Here is a 16,964-nt window from a genome sequence, read left to right as displayed (position 1 = left end):
CGCGTCACACCCTCGTGTCGAGGAGGCGGGCGTCGCCGTCGCGGACGACGTCTCCCGAGGGGTCGTACTCCCCCGTCGGTGTGCCGAGCCCGGCGATGGTCTCCTGCGTCACACGGATCGCCGTGCGCAGGCGCTGCTCGTTGACCTTCTTCATCTCCGCGATCTCATCGGCGAGCGTCGTCATGGCATCGAGGTGGCCGGACATGACGTCGCGCCAGGCATCGGTGGGCGCGGCGTCGATCAGCTCCCGCAGCGTCGTCGCCTCGGGCACGCCCCACTCGTCCGCCACCGCGACGACCAGTGTGTCTCGCGAGAGGGCGACGGTCGGCATCGCCGCGAGAACGCGATCGACCTCGTTCGCGGCGTGGTGAATCCAGCGGTTCCGCCCGGTCGCCAGCAGCATCTGCTGCTCGTCGAGCTTGAAGAGCAGCACCTCGAGCAGATCGCGCTCTCGCATCAGCTGCATGCTCAGGTCATGAGCGGCCACGGTGGTCACCTCGTCAGATCAGTGGTCCGTGACGGGTCCCCGCCCGTCACATTCACGACTATCGCGACAACGGGATGCGGGGTAACTCGGGCAGCATGGGGAGAACTCCCCATTGACAGGCTCAGGGAGTCGTGCTGATGCGTGCGAGAGCGCCCAGCAGCGCGGACTCCGCGGCCTCGTCGGACGAGGCCTGGACGGCCTCCTGGTTGGCGTCACCGATCGCGAGGACGATCTCGGCTCGGTTGATCCGCTTGTCCCGAGGGGCGTCGATGCCCACGCGAACTCCCCCGGGCGTGACCGCGAGGATCGTCACCGTGATGTCGTCGCCGATGAGGATGCTCTCGTTCGCGCGTCTCGTGAGTACCAGCATGCCGTCCGCCTTCCATGGCTGGCGCACCGACGCGCGCCCGCACACCAAACTAGCGCACGATCCCCTCGTAAATGAGAGGACCAGCGTCAAAGCCGAATGGCCTGAGCGAGCACCTCCGGCCGAAGGACCGTGCTGGCCGACAAGATCTCCATACCGATCACGTGACCCTCGGCGTCGAAATCGAGGATGATCTCCCCTCGTCCCGTCGGTGGGGAGATCTCGGGGATCTGGGTCACGGCTTCACCGTCTCGGATATCCGATCCGATGGTGAGGTACGCGGCGTCCACCTCAGGGTCGTATCGGATCTTCATCGCCCTCCACTGCTCCCTCCGCCCCCGGAGCGGGTGACGGTGATGATGGTACCGGTCTTGTCGTTGACGACGACTCGAATCCCACTCGCCTCGAACACCGAGGTGCCCTTTTCCTTACCCTTCGTCCTGCGACCCTCCTGCAGAGCAATCTTCACGAGGTTCTCAGTGATGTTTCGCTCCGCGATCTGCTTCAGCGCGTGCTTCGACCACTGTGCCACAAGCCTGAGCACAGGAATCCAGAATGGGTCTGCGACTACGGGGTAGGCGGCTCCTTGATGTTGCACCACCTGCACTAGAGAACTTCCCTGCACACGGTAATAGGTCGGTACGCTCGCACCCGCTGCATCTCTGGCCCATGGTGCAGGTACATATGCGAGGAGGTTCCCGTCGCCACTCTCCACAGACACACTGCCGTCATCATTGAGGATCAGCGCTGCGCCTTCCGGGAGGGTTAACGCGTACTCGTATGAGAACGGCGCATCCGATGTCTCGATGACGGTCAGCACCTGCAGACCTCCGTCTGCGTGGGCCAACGGCAGGGTGCTGGAACCATCGCCGTTCACGTACCCGACGACGCCGTCGTCGGCCACGACTATTTGTGGCTCTCCTTCACCCTCCGGGACATCGATCGTCATGGGACCTTCGGCCGTGACTAGACCGATGCCTTCGCCGGGGTCCAACGGAATCTGGACGCCTTCTCCCGCCGCGCCGCTGAGCGCCGCAGCATCCACGACCTCAGGGACTACCTCCTCGACGATGGCGGCAGGATGGATCGGCTCCGATTCATCGACGCCATGAACAACAACCCCCGAAGATGTCAGAACTGTTGCTGTGAGTAGACATGCGCTGAGTTTGCTGTGGATGGATGGATGTCGTTGCACTGGCTTGTCCTGTCATTCGGTGCCTCAGCGGGTAGTAGGAATACTCGAGAATCGTCCCCCGATCGGTCCTGTATGGCGGTATGCGTGCTCGACAGCAACGCGTGACGTCGATGAATGCCGAACACGAGGCGTGTCAATTCGGCGGCGGCGGCGCCTGCTCAGTTCGCGATCGGGAGCGCAGACGTCGCGATGCGGACCACGCCGACCACGTCGGTCGCGAATCCACCGGCGCCCGCCTCGTCGTACGACAGCACCGGCAGACCGCGCACCTGGGCGGCGACCATCCGGCGCACCGCGGCCCGCAGGGAAGGAGCGCACACGAGCACCGGTTCGGCTCCGGACGGATCGATCTCCGTCACGGTGCGGCGGATGCTCTCGATCAGCTGCATGGTCGCCTCGGGCGCGAGCACGATCTGCGGCTGTCCGTCGACGACCCGCATCCCTTCCAGCATCTGCTGTTCCAGCATCGGGTCGAACATCACGACGCGCAGGCGACCATCGTCCGCGAACCGCGCCGCGATGGCCGGCCCGAGAGCAGCGCGAGCCGCCTCGATCAGCCCCGGGGTGTCGGTCGCGGTCTTGGCGCGCAGCGCGAGCGCCTCATAGATCCGCGCGAGGTCGTTGATCGCCACTCGCTCCGCCAGCAATCCGGCCAGCACCCGCTGGATCGCGGCGAGCGACAGCATCGCGGGCGTGAGCTCCTCGACGGTCGCGGGGCTCGACTGCTTGAGGTGCTCGGTGAGCTGGCGCACGTCCTCCAGGGAGAGCAGTCGGTCGGCCTGGCTCTGCACCACGTCCGACAGGTGCGTGATGATGACGCTCGCGCGATCGATCACGGTCGCTCCGGCCATGTCCGCTGCGTGCGACATCTCTGCCGGGACCCACTTGCCCTCCAGCCCGAACACCGGATCCGTCACCGCAGTTCCCGGCAGTTGCTCGAGCCCCGCCCCGATCGCGAGCACGTGCCCGCGCGGAACGGTTCCCCGGCCGACCTCGACACCGGCGATCAGCAGCGCGTAGGTCTGCGCGGGGAGGTCGATGTTGTCGCGCGTGCGCACCGGCGGCATGAGGATGCCGATCTCGAGCGCCAGCTTGCGCCGCAGCGACTTCACGCGCGTGAGCAGATCGCCGGGCCCGCCGGAGGCGAGGTCGACGATGTCGGGCGAGAGCGATATCTCCAGAGCGTGCACGCGCATCCGGTCCATGAGATCCTCGGGGCCTTCGGCCGCGGCCTCCGCGGCCTCCAACTGCTGCGCGTCGGTGACGAGGGCCGCCTCGCGGGCCTCGTTGGCGCGCACTCGTGAAGCGGCGAACAGCAGGACGGCGCCGATCGCGAGGAACACCAGCAGCGGCATCCCGGGGATGAACCCCATGGCGCACGCGGCCAGTCCTGTGATCAGCAGCGCGTTCCGCGACTGCAGGAGCTGGCGTCCGGCGGCCTGGCCCATCTCGGCCTCGACGTTCTCACGGGTCACGATCATGCCGGTGGAGACCGCCATGAGCAGCGCCGGGATCTGGGTGACCAGACCGTCGCCGATCGTGAGGATGCTGTACGTCTCGAGCGCGTCGCCCATCTCCATGCCGTGCTGCGCCATGCCGATGACGATGCCGCCGACGAAGTTGATGACGACGATGACGATGCCGGCGATGGCGTCGCCCTTCACGAACTTCGATGCACCGTCCATGGCTCCGTAGAAGTCCGCCTCGGCGGCGACCTCCGCGCGGCGCCTGCGCGCCTCTGCCTCGGTGATGAGGCCGGCGTTGAGGTCGGCGTCGATCGCCATCTGCTTGCCCGGCATGGCGTCGAGCGTGAAGCGCGCGCCCACCTCGGCGACGCGCTCCGCGCCCTTCGTGACCACGACGAACTGGATCACGGTGAGAATGAGGAAGATCACGGCGCCGATCACGAGAGAGCCGGCGATCGTGATCTGACCGAAGGCCTGGATCACCTGTCCCGCGTGAGCCTCGCTCAGCACGAGTCGCGTGGATGCGACGTTGAGGCCGAGGCGGAACAGCGTCGCGACGAGCAGCAGGCTCGGGAACACCGAGAACTCGAGCGGCTTCTTGACGAACATCGCCGTGAGCAGGATCAGCAGCGCGAAGGAGATGTTCACGACGATGAGCACGTCGAGCAGCGGCGTGGGGATCGGGACGATGAGCAGCAGGATGATGCCGACCACACCGACGGGCACTGCGGCCTTGGACAGGACCTGACCGATCATTCTTCTCTCGTTCTCTCGTGCGTGTGCGGTGCCGACCGGAGTCAGAGCCCGCGCTCTCGGGTGTTCGCGAAAGGCATGGTATGGGTGCCGCGTGCCGTACCGCGGCGCTTCAGGTGCTCGATGAAGGCCAGCACCTGGGCGACGGCCGTGAAGAGCTCCTCAGGAATCTCGCGGCCGATGTCGCACGCAGCATGCAGCGCGCGTGCGAGCGGGACGTCGCGCACCATCGGCACACCGGCCTCCTCCGCCTTCTCGCGGATCTTCTGCGCGACGACTCCTGCCCCCTTCGCGACGACCCGCGGTGCGGACGTTCCCGGCTCGTAGCGCAGTGCGACCGCGACGTGGGTCGGGTTCACGAGCACGACGTCGCTGTCGCCCACGGCGGCGATCATCCGATTCCGGCTCAGGGCGATCTGACGCGAGCGCCGCTGGGAGCGCACGAGCGGGTCGCCTTCGGTCTTCTTGTGCTCGTCCTTCGCCTCCTTCTTCGTCATGTGCGTGTGCTTGCGGTTGCGACGCATGACGACGGCGACGTCGATCGCGGCGAGGAGGATGCCGACGACCACGGCGACCTGGAGGAGCGCGACCGCGCCTCCGGCGGCCTGCTCCAGGAGCCAGGTGATGTTGTGGCTGCCGCTGGCCATCAGCACGGGCACGAGCCCCGACACCACGATCCACAGCGCCAGCCCGATCGCGACGGTCTTCAGCAGCGCCTTGACGCCCTCCCACAGCGCCTGCTGGCCGAAGACCCGCTTGAGCCCCGACACGACGTTGAACTGCTCCGCCCGCAGGGTCACGCCGCGCAGGTGGATGCCGCCCTGGGCGACCGCCGTCGCGGTGGTCGCGAGCAGCACGACGACGAGCATAGGGAGCAGGATGCCGCCGAGCGAGGAGATCGCGGCATCCAGGGCGTCGAGCGCCGCGGCATCCGTCGGGTGCTGCGCCACCTGGGCGACCCGCAGGAAGAGCTCGGTCGCCACCTGCGTGCCCGAAGCCAGGGTCGGGACCATCATGACCCCGGCGGCCGCGATGCACACCCAGGCGGTGAAGTCCTGGCTCCGACCGATCTGTCCCTTGCGCCGTGCCTCGCGGAGCCGCTGCTCGGTCGCCTTCTCGGTGCGTTCCCCGGTGTCGGCGGTGCTCATCGGATCACCCCCAGGATGGTGCGGACCGCGTCCTCGGCGATCGCGCCCACCACACCGGGGAGCGCGGCGTACACGAAGCCGACGAGCACAAGGGTCAGGGCGATCTTGACGGGGAAGCCCATCGCGAACGCGTTCAGTGCGGGCGCGACCCGCGTGATGAGACCGAGGCCCACGTCGGCGAGGAACAGCACGATCAGCAGCGGGCCTGCGATCTGCACCGCACTGAGCATCATCTGCCCGGCCGCGCCGACCAGAGCCTCGGCCGGGGAGGCGAGGTCGATCGCGCCACTCACCGACACGGCGTCGAACGAGCGGAACAACCCGCCGAGCACGAGCTGGTACCCGTCCGAGGCGAACAGCAGCAGGATCGCCGTCATCTGGAAGAGCCGCGTGAACTGCGCGCCGTTGATCGCCATGCCGGGGTCGAAGGCCTGCGCCATCTGGAAGCCGCCGAACGTGTCGACCAGGTGCCCCGCTCCCTGGATCGCGCTGAACAGGATCATCACGAGGAAGCCGAGCAGGGCGCCCGTGAGCGTCTGGCCCGCGAGCGCCAGGAGGAACGCCCCGGTGTCGAGGCGCTCGTAGCCGACGGTCACGACCGGGGACACCGCGAGCGCGAGGCCGACGCCGAGCATCGCCTTGATGCGCATCGGGATCGTGCCGTGGCTGAACGGCGGTGCGATCACGAGGAACGCCGTGATGCGCACGCACGCGAGCGAGGTGGCCTCGAGCCAGGTGAAATCGATCGGGATGTCCATCAGCCGCCGTTCAGCAGCCCGGGGATGCGCGCGAACATCTCGTTGGAGAACGCGATGAGCTCGGCGATCATCCAGTGCCCGCTCACGAGCAGCGCGATGCCGACGGCCACGAGCTTGGGCACGAACGAGATCGTCATCTCCTGCACCTGGGTGATCGACTGCAGCAGGGAGATCGCGAACCCGACCACGAGAGCCGTGATGAGCAGCGGCGCGCAGAGCTTCGCGCCGAGGATCAGCGCCGCCTGCCCGATGTCCATGACCGCCTCGGGGTTCATCCGCCACCTCCGCTGTACGACTGCACGAGCGCCGTGATGACCATGCCCCAGCCGTCGATCAGGAGGAACAGGAGGATCTTGAACGGCAGCGAGATCATGACCGGCGGGAGCATCATCATGCCCATCGACATCAGCGCGCTCGCGACCACGAGATCGATCACGAGGAACGGCACGAAGATCACGAAGCCGATGAGGAACGCCGCCCGCAGCTCGCTGAGCATGAACGCGGGCACGAGGGTCTGCAGACCGATCGCTGAGACGTCCGCGGGGTTGTCCATCTGTGCCGCGCGGTGCATCAGCGCGATGTCCTCCTCACGCGTGTAGGCGAGCATCCACTGCCTCAGCGGTTCCTGCGCCAGTTCGAACGCGCGCCCGAAGTCGATGTCACCCGCGGTGAAAGGGCTCACCGCGACCGCGTTGATGTCGGTGAGCACGGGCCACATGATGAACAGCGTCAGGAAGAGGCTGAGGCCGGCCAGGACCTGGTTGGGCGGGATGGAAGGCAGCGACAGCGCGTTGCGGGTCAGCGCGAGCACCACGAAGATCTTGGTGAAGCTCGACATCATGAGCAGCAGCGCGGGGGCCACACTGAGCACCGTGATGCCCAGCAGCGTCATGATGCTGTCCGACGGCGTGCCGTTGATGCCGTTGATCGTCACGCCGCCGCCGGTGCCGTCACCCGAGTCCGTCGGGTCCGTGGTCGCCGCATGCGCCCCGACTGTGGTGAACAGCACCCACAGCATCGCGACGCCCAGCGCGATCGCGACGACGATCGCGGCACGCGGCAGACGTCGTTCGCGCGCAGACGGCGCGGAGACGGACGCGGCAGGGGGCACGGCGGCACTCCGGAGAAGGGTGTCGTGGCCGATCCGTAGCCGAGGGGGCGAGCGATCCGTGCTCGTGGACGACTATCGCGACATCGCGTGTCTCCGGTAACCGCGGCGAGGGCGGTTCACGCCACCGAACGGAGAGCGCGGTCGACGATGTCGTTCGGCGGCTCGATCTCGGCCGCCGCCTCCTCGACGCCGACCTCCTCGACGGGTGGCGCCTCCTGCGTGTCGACGACGCTCACTCCGCTCTCGGTCACCCCGAGGACATAGCGGATGCCGCCGAACTCGGCGACGACGAGCTGCGTCTTGCCGCCGAGCCCCGTGCGTGCGACGACCGTGATCTTCTCCGGCCGCGGCTTCACCCGCTCGCGCGGACGGGATGCCGGGCGGCCACGCGTCGCGGACGTCGGCCGCGATGGCAGTCTCGCCGCGAGCGAGCCGAGTCCCTTCGGAAGCAGGCCGGACAGGGGACTCTCCCCCCGCGCCTGGCTCTTCTGCAGCCGTCGGCTGAGGAACAGCAGCAGGCCGAGCACCGCGGCCAGGGCGACCACCGCGCGCAGAGCGACGAGCAGGTCGTCCATGGGTCAGACGACCTCGGCGCCGTCGAGGATCCGCTCGACGCGGATCGCGAAGTCGCCTTCGGCCACGACCACCGTGCCGTGACCGATCAATCGGCCGTTGAGCTTGATGTCTGCGGGCGAGCCGGCGGCCCTGTCCAGCTCCACCACGCGTCCCGGCTCGAGCGACAGCACGTCGCGCACCGGCATCCGCGTCCGTCCGATCTCGACGACGAGCTCCATCTCCACACCGGCGATCCTGCTCAGCCGCTGAGGGCCGGCGGGGGACGCCTGGGTGCCCTCGACGCGCACGGCCGCGCGTGCCACGACAGTTCCTGCGGCGTCGACCATGTCGAAGACCTGCGTCCCGGCTTCCGCGAACACGGATGCCGCGGGCACCTCCTCCCCCGCCGCCAGCGTGCCGGTGCCGAGCACCGCGACCGCCGCCTCGAGGATCGGGTGCAGCCGGTCGGCGAGCGGCGCGGTCGGCGATCCGTCCTCGAGCTGCGACGGGTCCAGCACCTGGATCGCGATCCTCGCGCCCGGGGTGCCCGTGAACGTCGCGACGATCGCCGAGCCGACGGCCCCGGGATCCGTCGACGGCGCGGGGATCACCGGGTAGCCGAACGGCAGCCTGCCGGCGATCGCCGCGGCGACGGCCGTCTCGTGGAAGGTGCTCATCAGTGGGTCTCCTCGGAGGTGGTCGAGATCAGGCAGGTCAGTCGCGAACCGCGGCTGCCGGGGGTCGCGAGCGCGATCCTCGTGTTCCCGGCGACGAGTTCGAAGGGGGAGGTCTCGGGATGCGGCAGCCGGAGCAGATCTCCCGGCGCGAGGTCGAGTACCTCCCCCGCGCCGATCGTGAGCGGCGCGAGCCGGAGGGTCAGCTCGAGCGGCGTGCTGCGCACCTGCGCCACGGTGTGCGCCGGGGTGTGCGCTGCCGCGGCATCCGATCCGCTGGCGGCGAGCCGATCGGCGACGGCCGACGCCGGGATCATGACGGTGGCGGTGTTCTCGGCGTCGCCCAAACGCATCGAGTACCGGGCGACGATCACGGCAGCCGCAGCGGAGATCACCTGCATGTACTGGGGGTTGTAGTGCACGGCGGAGAAGCGCGGCTCCCCCGGCAGCAGACCGTCGAGCCCGGCGTGCAGGTGCTCGAAGGTGTCCTCCATGAGGTGGCGCACGAGTGCGAGTTCGATCGGGGTGAACGTGCGGGCCTCGGGCAGCGAGGTGCTGCGCCCGCCCATCATCTGCACGACCCACAGCAGAGCGCTGTCGAGCCCGAACTGCACCACGCACGGCTCCTCGCGCCCGACCAGCGAGCCGACGACCATGGCCGTCGTGAGCGGGAGCGTCTCGGCGTACTCCTCGTACGACACGAGCTCCACGCGCTCGAGTGCGAGGTGGGCGCGGACCCGGACCTTCGCGGTCAGCTGCGCCGACCACAGGCGGGCGAAGGCCTCGAAGCCCGCCTCGAGGTGGCGGATGCTCTCGCGATCCAGCTGTGCGGGGCGGCTGAAGTCGTACGCGGGGTACCGGTCCGCCCCGTCTACGCGCACGGACTCGGCGGTCGGCGCGGCGGGCACGGCGGTCTCGTCGACGGTGATGGTCACAGGTCTCTCATTTCGCTGCGGCTCCCTGGACGATGGCGGGGATGAGGGCACGCACCTGCTCCTCCTCGTTCGACTCGACGACGATGTCGACGCGCCGGTTACTGGCGAGCGCCTCCGGCGAGTCCCCCTGCACGATCGGGCGCGTATCCGAGTACGCGGTGGCCTTGACCCGCGGCCCCGCGATGCCCTCGTGCTCGACGAGGAAACGTGCGACCTGCGTCGCCCGACCGCCCGAGAGCTCCCAGTTCGTCGGGAACGGGTAGGCCGACACCCGGTGGTCCGCGTGCCCCTCGATGCTCACCTGATTGTCGACGGTTCCCAGCACGTCGCCGATCGAGTCGAGCACCGCATCGGCCGTCGCCGACAGGTCGGTGCTGTTGTCGCCGAAGAACGTCTCGGCGCCGATCAGTCCCACACTGAGACCGCGGTCGTCGATCACGAAGTCGACCGTGTTCTGCAGTCCCTGGGTGGTCAGAGCCGCGAGCATCCGCTCCTTGAGCTCCTCGAGCGACTCGTACTCCGCGGTCGCGCGGGCGGTCAGGTCGGCGGGCGTGGTCAGGTCGACCACGCCGTCCTCGTCCCGCATCTCTGGTGGCACGACGACGCCCTCCGCCGTGTCCGCCCCGCCCGAATGGGTCTCCTCCTGCCCGAACCCCGAGGCGAGGCTGTTCGCGAGGAGCTGGAACTTGGTCGCGTCGACGCTCGAGATGGCGAACAGCACGATGAACAGGCACATCAGCACCGTCACCATGTCGGCGTAGGAGACGGCCCAGCGCTCGTCCGGCTCGTCGTGCGAGTCGTCGCCGTGGCCGCGACCCCGTGTCCGCCGCGCGGTGCTCACGCCGCATCCTCGCTCGCGGACGCCTTGGCCTTCTTGGCCTTGGGCCGGACGGTGGACAGGGCCTCGAGGCGTTCCTGCAGCAGGTGCGGGGCGCTTCCGGCCTGGATCGCGAGCATGCCCTCGGCGACCAGCGTCATGCGCTCGAGCTCCACCGCGCCGATGCGGTTCAGCCGTCCGGCGATCGGGTTCCAGATGAAGTTGGCCGACAGCAGACCCCACAGCGTCGCAACGAACGCCGCGGCGATCATCGGACCGAGGTGGTCGGGTTCGTCCAGCTTCTCGAGCACGTGCGTCAGCGATACGACGGTGCCGACGATGCCGATCGTGGGCGCGTAGCCGCCGAGCGAGGCGAAGAACTTCGCCGCGACGCGGTTGCGGGACGAAGCCGCCTCGATCTCGTCGTCCATGACCGTCCGCAGGTCCTCCGCGTCGGTGCCGTCCGCCAGCGCCTGCAGCGCCTGTCGTGTGAAGTCGTCCGGCGCGCCGTCGAGCTCCTGCTCGAGCGACAGCAGACCCTCGCCGCGGGCCTTCTCGGCGTAGCCGACCAGGAACGGGATCACCGCCTCCGGGGTCATGCGGGGACCGCGCACCATGCGGCCGAGGCTCTGCACCGCGAGCTTGGTGTCGCGCAGCGTATGGCTCGCGATGCCGACGCCGATCGTCGAGCCGATCACGAGGATCATGGGCGCCGGGATGAACAGGGCCTGGAAGCTCGCCCCTTCCATCGTGATCATGGCGACGAGCGCGCCGAAGGCGAGGACGACGCCGATGAGGAATGCGGGATCCACGATCAGACCTCGGTCCGGGCGGCCGGTGCGTGCGACGTCAGGGCCTGCGCCGCGCCGAGCACACGCGCGCGATAGTCGACGACGAGCGCGATCACGGCATCCATGTCCTCGCGCACCACGTAGACGTGGCCATCCACCATGTGCAGGGTCGTGTCCGGCGACTCCTGGATGCGCTCGATCAGGTCGGGGTTGACCGCGAACCTCGTGCTGTCGAGGCGGGTGACGGTGATCATCGGGCGTTCTCCGGAGTTCGGATGGAGGGAGTCTGCCCCGACTATCGCGACGCGGCCCGCCCCGGGTAACCAGGACGGGCCGTGTGCGTGGAGGCGTGGACGAGGATCAGCGCTTGAGCTGCGTGAGCTCCTGCAGCACCTCGTCGCTCGTCGTGATGATGCGGGCGTTCGCCTGGAAGCCGCGCTGCGCGACGATGAGGTTCGTGAACTCCTGCGACAGGTCGACGTTGCTCATCTCGAGAGCGCCCGAGACGAGGTTGCCGAAGCCGGCCTGTCCGGGCTCGCCCATGCGGACGGCCCCCGAGTTGACCGACACCCGGTACGCGGTGCCGCCGGCCTTCTCGAGTCCCTCCGGGTTGCCGAAGGTCGCCATCGCGATCTTGGCGAGGGTCTGCGTGGCGCCGTTGCTGAAGGTCCCGACGATCGACCCGTCGCCCGTGATGCTGTAGGACTTCAGCGTGCCGGCGGCAGCGCCGTTCTGCTCGGTGACGGCGACGGTCGAGAGGCTGGCGTAGCCGGTCACGGCCGTGAGGTCGACCGAGACGGCGCCGGCGGTGAGCGTGAGTCCCGCGCCGGTCTGCTTCCCGTCCGTGAACGCGAGCGCTCCGGCGGCGCCGCTGACGGGCTCGGTGACGTTCCACCCGGCGGCGGTCTTCGTGAACGTGAGACTCAGCGTCGAGGGCGTCCCCTGCGCGTCGTACACCGTCACGTCGCGCACCAGCTCGTCGCCGACCGCGGCCGTCGAGGGGAGGTTGCCGGTGACGCCCGCGGTGGTCGTCGCCCGCGCCGGGGAGACCGCGTCCAGCGGGAGCACGATGTTGCCGACGGCCTGGCCCGTGTTCACGGCGCCGTTCTGCGCCGACCAGCCCTGCACGATCGCGCCGTCGGCGGTGACCATCTTTCCCGTGGGGTCGAATGTGAAGCCGCCTGCACGGGTGTAGAGAGTCTCGCCGCCGGAGCGCACGGCGAAGAATCCGTCGCCGGAGATCATGAGGTCTCCCCCGCGACCCGTCGCCTGCGCGGAGCCCTGCGCGAAGTTGGTGCGGACGCCGGCCACCTGCACGCCGAGGCCGACCTGGGCGGGGTTGCGTCCACCGACCTGATCTTCGGGGATGCCGGGGTTGCCGATGAGCTGCGACAGCGAGTCCTGGAACAGCACCGAGGAGCCCTTGAAGCCGGCGGTGTTCACGTTGGCGATGTTGTTGCCGGTCACGTCGAGCATCGTCTGGTGCGAGCGGAGCCCGGAGATCCCGGAGTAGAGCGAGCGAAGCATGAGGTTCTCTCTTCCTGTGTGGAGCGGGGGTCAGGCGGCCGGGGCGGCCGGAGTGGTCGTGGAGGTGACGCCGGTGATCACGTCGAGGGCGACGGTCTTGTCGCCGATGGTGACCTGCGGGACGGGGCCGTCGAACGACACCTTGGTGACGATCCCGGTGACGGTCTTCCCGTCGGCGTCCTTGTAGCCGGCCTCCTGGCCGATCAACGCGGTCGCGGCCTGGCGCATGTTGAGCGCGAACGCCTCGGAGCCGCTGTCGGCGAGCGACGTGAGCTGCTCCATCATCGCGAGCTGCGTGGTCTGCGCGATCATCTCGTTGGTGTCCATCGGACTCGACGGATCCTGGTGCGTGAGCTGGGTCACGAGGAGTTTGAGGAACACCTCGCCGTCGAGCACCTGCTTGCGGGATGCGGGATCCGTCGTGCTGCCGGTGTACATCGAGCTCGACGCGTCGATCGGCGTGTTCGCGGTGATGGGGATCGTCATGTGATCGTCCTCTCAGGCCAGGATGTCCAGGCCGGAGCCGGGGATGGATGCGATGGTCGTGGCGGGGCTCTGCGGCGCGTGGTCGCGTGTGTCGGCGGCGACAGGAGCGCCGTGCGCGTCACGGCCGGAGTCGCGCCCCGTGGAGCCCTGCTCCCCCGCGCCGCCCGCAGACGTCTGTCCGCCGCGTTCGGCTCCGGCGTCGGCACCCGTGCCCTGCGCGATGCTCAGCGTGGCGTGCGGCATGGCTCCGGCGAGGTCGCGGCGCAGGTCGGTCACGATGGCGCGCAGCGCGTCACGTCCGGCATCCGTCGCCCCGAAGAGCTCGACGCGCACGTCGCCGCCCTGTCCGATGTGGGCGCGGATCGTCACCGGTCCGAGGGAGTCCGGGTTCACGGTCATCGTGAGCTGATGCACGCCGCTCGGACGCTGGGCGATGCTGACCACCACCGGAGACACCTGCGCCGCCACGGCGCGGCTGACCGGCGACGCGGGCGTCGCGGCGTCGACGGGCGCTGCGGTGACCGTGGGCGTCGCCGGAACCGCGGCCGCTATCGCGGGCGTCGGGGGCGCGGATGCCGGGACTCCGTCCTCTGCAGGCGACGCCGCCCCTGCGGAGGCGGTGGAGGTCGGCGCGGGCGAGGCGACCGCGGCCGATGCCATGGGGAGGGACACGACGGGAGCGCTGCTCGCACGGGACGCGGAGGCGCTCGCGGCAGCGCCCGCGGTCGCGGCAGGGGCCGGCACGCCGTCGGTCGACACGGTCGCGCCGTCCGCGAGATCCGGCTGGACGGAGACGCCCGGAGCGCCACCCGCGACGAGCACCGCGGGGGCGCCTGTCGGGGACACCATGCTCGCCGACGTCGCGACCGTCGCCCGCGCGGTCGGTTCGTGCAGCAGGCCGCGCTCGGCGGACGGCTCCGCCTCGCCGTCCACGGGCGTCGCCGGCGAGTCGGTCAGGGCGACGGGCGGGACCGGAACCGACATCCCGTGGACAGGGAGCGTCGTCCCGGCGGTCGATGGGATGAGAGGCCCCGCCTCCGCGGTTCCGGGATCCGCGGTTCCGGGCTCCGCGCCTCCGGTCTCCCCGGCAGACGCACCCTCAGTTCCCGTCTCCGCCGCCACGGCATCCGCGGCGGCCGCCGACTCCGAGCCCGCGATCGTGGGCATCAGCGCGAGAGACGTCGCAGCGAGCAGGGAGGATGCGTCATCGCCATGTGCGGCTCTGAGGCCGTCGACTCCCTGCGTCGATGCGTCATCCGATCTCGGAACCGTCTCCGCGATCACGTCCACGCCCGCCGCCGTCAGCACCTCCGCGAAGCGCGTCCCCGCTTCACGTCCGGGTCGTGCCGCGGTCGCCTGCCCCCGGGGCGCAGCGACGAGGGCGTCCGCCAAGCCGACCGCGCTCACGCCGCGCTCCCCTCGGGCCGACGGCCACGCACGGTCGCGATCTCGTCCAGCGCCGCCTGCTCCGTCGCGAGCTCCTGCCGCATCTCGTCGACACGATGCGCCTCTTCGAGGCGCTCCAGCCCCTTGAGGTCGCGGCGGGCCTCGACATGAGCGGCCTTCGCCTCGCCCTCGCTGACACGCCGCATCTCGACGAGGGCCTGCAGGTCGCTGAGTGTGCTCCGCCCGGCGGCACGGGCGGCGGCCATCGCGAGCAGGGTCGCGGAGTCGTCGATCCGGTCGCTGATCTCCGCGAGGCTCGTGACCGCCGACTGCTCCGCCGCCTCGGCGCGGGCGCGCTCCGCACTCGCGCGGGAGAGGTCCTCCGCGGCCACGCGCTCCTGGGCGCCGCGCACGCGGAGCAGCCCGGACAGGGTGAAGGTCATGGTGTCAGTCCTCCGAACTCGTCGGTGAGAGCAGCAAGCTGCTGCCAGGAATCGTCGGACGCGGTGAGATCGTCCATCCGCTGGGTCAGGAACCGGGAGATCTCGCCGTCGTGCGCGATCGCGGCGTCGACCAGCGGGTTCGCACCCTGCCGATACGCGCCGATGTCGATCAGATCGTTCGCGGAGCGCCGAGCGGCGAGCACACTGCGCAGCGCCACAGCGGCGGCGCGTTGCTCAGGGGTCGTGATCTTCGAGACGACGCGCGACACCGAGCCGAGCACATCCACCGCCGGGAAGTGCCCCCGCACCGCGAGCGCACGGTCGAGCACGACGTGCCCGTCGAGGATGCCGCGCGCCGCATCCGCGATCGGCTCGTTGTGGTCGTCACCATCGACGAGGACCGTGTACAGACCGGTGATCGAGCCGGTGATGCCGGTACCGGCCCGCTCGAGAAGGCGGGCGAGGACGGAGAAGGTGGACGGCGGGTAGCCGCGCGTGGCTGGGGGCTCCCCCGCGCTCAGCCCGATCTCGCGCTGCGCCATCGCCACACGGGTGAGCGAGTCCATCATGAGCACGACGTCGAGTCCGTCGTCGCGGAAGTGCTCGGCGATGCGCGTCGCCACGAATGCCGATCGCATGCGCGCCATGGCCGGCTGATCCGAGGTCGCGACGACCACGACGGACCGTGCGAGGCCGTCCGGACCCAGGTCGTCCTCGATGAACTCCCTGACCTCGCGGCCGCGCTCGCCGACCAGGGCGATCACGGTGACGTCGGCGCTCGACCCGCGGGCGATCATCGACATGAGCGAGGACTTGCCGACGCCCGATCCTGCGAACAGCCCGAGTCGCTGGCCGGTGCCGACCGGGGTCATGGTGTCGAGCACGCGCACGCCGAGGCCCAGCTGACGATCGATCCGCCGACGATGCAGGATGCTCGGAGGCGCCTGGTCGAGCGCGACGCGTCCGGCACCCGCGACGATCGGGCCTCTGCCGTCGATCGGCCGCCCCAGACCGTCGAGGACCCGTCCGAGCAGGGCGCGCCCTGTGGGCACCTGCAGCGGCGCGCCCGCGTGGCGCACGCGGGCGCGTGCGGTGATGCCGCCGAGACGTCCGAGAGGCATGCACCGGGCGGTCCCGCCGTCGACCGCGACGATCTCGGCGTCGACCGGATCGCCGTCGAGCACGTCGATGCGCACGCGGTCACCGACAGCCGCGTCGATGCCGCGCACCTCGACTCCGAGACCCATGACGGAGCGTACGGTGCCCGAGCGTTCCGGACGCGCGGCACTCAGCGCACGATCCCAGGAGTCCGTGACGGTCATCGTGAGCCACCGTCCTGCTCGTCGCGGCGGAGCTCGTCCCCGCCCGGCTCGTCGTCGCCGCCCGACTCGTCGTCACCGCGCAGAGCGGCGCGCACGCGTGCGAAAGCAGCCTCGATGCGTGCGTCGACCGCGCCGTCGGCGATCTCCACGACCGATCCGCCGTCGTCGACCGCATCGGAGGCGACGAGCTCGACCTCGCCGATGGTCACCATCGCCGCGTTGTCCGCGCGCAGCGTGCGGGCGTCGCGCGTGCTGAACGACACACGCGTCCACCGACCGACCGGCATCTCGTCGAGGGCTCGGCGCAACGCGTGCGCGGCAGAACGGGCAGGGTCGGAGAGCTCGGCGCCCACGATCGCGGACGCGAGTTCGACCGCGAGGTGCTCGATGCGATCGGCGTCCACAGCGGCGACGTCCGTCACGCGCTGCTCCAGTGCCGCACGCGCGCTGCGCACAGCATCCAGGGCCGCCTGCGCCCGCTCGACGAACGCCGCCTGCATCTCCTGCATTCTGAGGGCCTGCTCGGTCTGCTCGACCTGCGCCCTGTCGAGAGCGATGCGACGTCCCTCTGCGAACCCCTCGGCGTAACCACGCGTGCGGGCTCGGTCCGTCTCGCCGCGCAGGTCGATCGGCGTCTCGCCCACGCGCGGCACCACCAAGGGGGTGAAGACGGGATCGAGCACGGTGCGCACCTCGGATGTCGATGAGGGGGCCAGTCCATGGTCCGGAGGTCGAGCTATCCG

General features: G+C 69.8%; 21 protein-coding genes. All 21 read right to left on the bottom strand.

Annotated elements, in window-relative coordinates:
* Nucleotides 1–4: 4 nt before the first annotated feature.
* Entirely contained in the window at nucleotides 5–487 is a 483-nt protein-coding gene (gene flgN / locus AKH00_RS00770) for a flagellar export chaperone FlgN (RefSeq protein WP_050720831.1), read from the bottom strand.
* A 121-nt stretch (nucleotides 488–608) separates the two neighbouring features.
* Nucleotides 609–857, bottom strand: a complete 249-nt coding sequence (csrA, locus tag AKH00_RS00765) for a carbon storage regulator CsrA (protein ID WP_050720830.1) — start codon at nucleotides 855–857, stop codon at nucleotides 609–611.
* A gap of 86 nt (nucleotides 858–943) precedes the next feature.
* Nucleotides 944–1,168, bottom strand: coding sequence for a DUF2283 domain-containing protein (locus AKH00_RS00760; protein ID WP_050720829.1), 225 nt, complete (start codon nucleotides 1,166–1,168; stop codon nucleotides 944–946).
* Nucleotides 1,165–2,049 carry a DUF4258 domain-containing protein gene (locus AKH00_RS17755; protein ID WP_152926079.1) on the bottom strand — a complete coding sequence of 295 codons (885 nt, stop codon included), beginning with the start codon at nucleotides 2,047–2,049 and terminating at the stop codon, nucleotides 1,165–1,167. Before AKH00_RS17755 ends, AKH00_RS00760 begins: the two co-directional genes overlap by 4 nt.
* A gap of 158 nt (nucleotides 2,050–2,207) precedes the next feature.
* Nucleotides 2,208–4,271 (bottom strand): flagellar biosynthesis protein FlhA, encoded by a 2,064-nt coding sequence (locus tag AKH00_RS00750; protein ID WP_050720827.1) that lies wholly within the window; start codon nucleotides 4,269–4,271, stop codon nucleotides 2,208–2,210.
* Between the two features lie 41 nt (nucleotides 4,272–4,312).
* Nucleotides 4,313–5,416 carry an EscU/YscU/HrcU family type III secretion system export apparatus switch protein gene (locus tag AKH00_RS00745; RefSeq protein WP_050720826.1) on the bottom strand — a complete coding sequence of 368 codons (1,104 nt, stop codon included), beginning with the start codon at nucleotides 5,414–5,416 and terminating at the stop codon, nucleotides 4,313–4,315.
* Nucleotides 5,413–6,174 carry a flagellar biosynthetic protein FliR gene (locus AKH00_RS00740; protein ID WP_050720825.1) on the bottom strand — a complete coding sequence of 254 codons (762 nt, stop codon included), beginning with the start codon at nucleotides 6,172–6,174 and terminating at the stop codon, nucleotides 5,413–5,415. Before AKH00_RS00740 ends, AKH00_RS00745 begins: the two co-directional genes overlap by 4 nt.
* The gene (fliQ, locus tag AKH00_RS00735) at nucleotides 6,174–6,449 is read right to left on the bottom strand and encodes a flagellar biosynthesis protein FliQ (RefSeq protein ID WP_050720824.1); all 276 of its coding nucleotides are present in this window, start codon (nucleotides 6,447–6,449) and stop codon (nucleotides 6,174–6,176) included. Before fliQ ends, AKH00_RS00740 begins: the two co-directional genes overlap by 1 nt.
* Nucleotides 6,446–7,192: a flagellar type III secretion system pore protein FliP gene (gene fliP, locus AKH00_RS00730; protein ID WP_082297457.1), complete on the bottom strand. Its 747-nt coding sequence runs from the start codon at nucleotides 7,190–7,192 to the stop codon at nucleotides 6,446–6,448. Before fliP ends, fliQ begins: the two co-directional genes overlap by 4 nt.
* A gap of 209 nt (nucleotides 7,193–7,401) precedes the next feature.
* Nucleotides 7,402–7,860 carry a flagellar biosynthetic protein FliO gene (locus AKH00_RS00725; RefSeq protein WP_050720822.1) on the bottom strand — a complete coding sequence of 153 codons (459 nt, stop codon included), beginning with the start codon at nucleotides 7,858–7,860 and terminating at the stop codon, nucleotides 7,402–7,404.
* Between the two features lie 3 nt (nucleotides 7,861–7,863).
* Nucleotides 7,864–8,517 carry a FliM/FliN family flagellar motor switch protein gene (locus AKH00_RS00720; RefSeq protein ID WP_050720821.1) on the bottom strand — a complete coding sequence of 218 codons (654 nt, stop codon included), beginning with the start codon at nucleotides 8,515–8,517 and terminating at the stop codon, nucleotides 7,864–7,866.
* Complete coding sequence (locus AKH00_RS00715) at nucleotides 8,517–9,449, bottom strand: flagellar motor switch protein FliM (protein WP_050720820.1); 933 nt, start codon at nucleotides 9,447–9,449, stop codon at nucleotides 8,517–8,519. The genes AKH00_RS00720 and AKH00_RS00715 overlap by 1 nt, the downstream gene beginning before the upstream one ends.
* A 7-nt stretch (nucleotides 9,450–9,456) precedes the next feature.
* Nucleotides 9,457–10,290 carry an OmpA/MotB family protein gene (locus AKH00_RS00710; RefSeq protein ID WP_050720819.1) on the bottom strand — a complete coding sequence of 278 codons (834 nt, stop codon included), beginning with the start codon at nucleotides 10,288–10,290 and terminating at the stop codon, nucleotides 9,457–9,459.
* Nucleotides 10,287–11,078 (bottom strand): motility protein A, encoded by a 792-nt coding sequence (locus AKH00_RS00705; RefSeq protein WP_050720818.1) that lies wholly within the window; start codon nucleotides 11,076–11,078, stop codon nucleotides 10,287–10,289. Before AKH00_RS00705 ends, AKH00_RS00710 begins: the two co-directional genes overlap by 4 nt.
* Nucleotides 11,079–11,080: 2 nt before the next feature.
* Nucleotides 11,081–11,311: a flagellar FlbD family protein gene (locus AKH00_RS00700; protein ID WP_050720817.1), complete on the bottom strand. Its 231-nt coding sequence runs from the start codon at nucleotides 11,309–11,311 to the stop codon at nucleotides 11,081–11,083.
* A 106-nt stretch (nucleotides 11,312–11,417) separates the two neighbouring features.
* Nucleotides 11,418–12,584, bottom strand: a complete 1,167-nt coding sequence (locus AKH00_RS00695) for a flagellar hook protein FlgE (RefSeq protein ID WP_050720816.1) — start codon at nucleotides 12,582–12,584, stop codon at nucleotides 11,418–11,420.
* Between the two features lie 30 nt (nucleotides 12,585–12,614).
* Entirely contained in the window at nucleotides 12,615–13,070 is a 456-nt protein-coding gene (locus AKH00_RS00690; RefSeq protein WP_050720815.1) for a flagellar hook capping FlgD N-terminal domain-containing protein, read from the bottom strand.
* A gap of 12 nt (nucleotides 13,071–13,082) precedes the next feature.
* Nucleotides 13,083–14,477 (bottom strand): flagellar hook-length control protein FliK, encoded by a 1,395-nt coding sequence (locus AKH00_RS00685; protein WP_050720814.1) that lies wholly within the window; start codon nucleotides 14,475–14,477, stop codon nucleotides 13,083–13,085.
* On the bottom strand, nucleotides 14,474–14,899 hold the full coding sequence (locus tag AKH00_RS00680) for a hypothetical protein (protein ID WP_050720813.1): 426 nt from the start codon (nucleotides 14,897–14,899) through the stop codon (nucleotides 14,474–14,476). The genes AKH00_RS00685 and AKH00_RS00680 overlap by 4 nt, the downstream gene beginning before the upstream one ends.
* On the bottom strand, nucleotides 14,896–16,221 hold the full coding sequence (locus tag AKH00_RS00675) for a FliI/YscN family ATPase (RefSeq protein ID WP_050720812.1): 1,326 nt from the start codon (nucleotides 16,219–16,221) through the stop codon (nucleotides 14,896–14,898). The genes AKH00_RS00680 and AKH00_RS00675 overlap by 4 nt, the downstream gene beginning before the upstream one ends.
* Nucleotides 16,218–16,904: a FliH/SctL family protein gene (locus AKH00_RS00670; RefSeq protein WP_161804368.1), complete on the bottom strand. Its 687-nt coding sequence runs from the start codon at nucleotides 16,902–16,904 to the stop codon at nucleotides 16,218–16,220. The genes AKH00_RS00675 and AKH00_RS00670 overlap by 4 nt, the downstream gene beginning before the upstream one ends.
* Nucleotides 16,905–16,964: the final 60 nt, after the last annotated feature.

It is taken from the genome of Microbacterium sp. GCS4 (genome assembly GCF_001262495.1).
GTDB lineage: Bacteria > Actinomycetota > Actinomycetes > Actinomycetales > Microbacteriaceae > Microbacterium.
The sequence above is the reverse complement of the archived record's forward strand: the minus strand, read 5'-3'. Positions and strand labels throughout refer to the sequence as shown.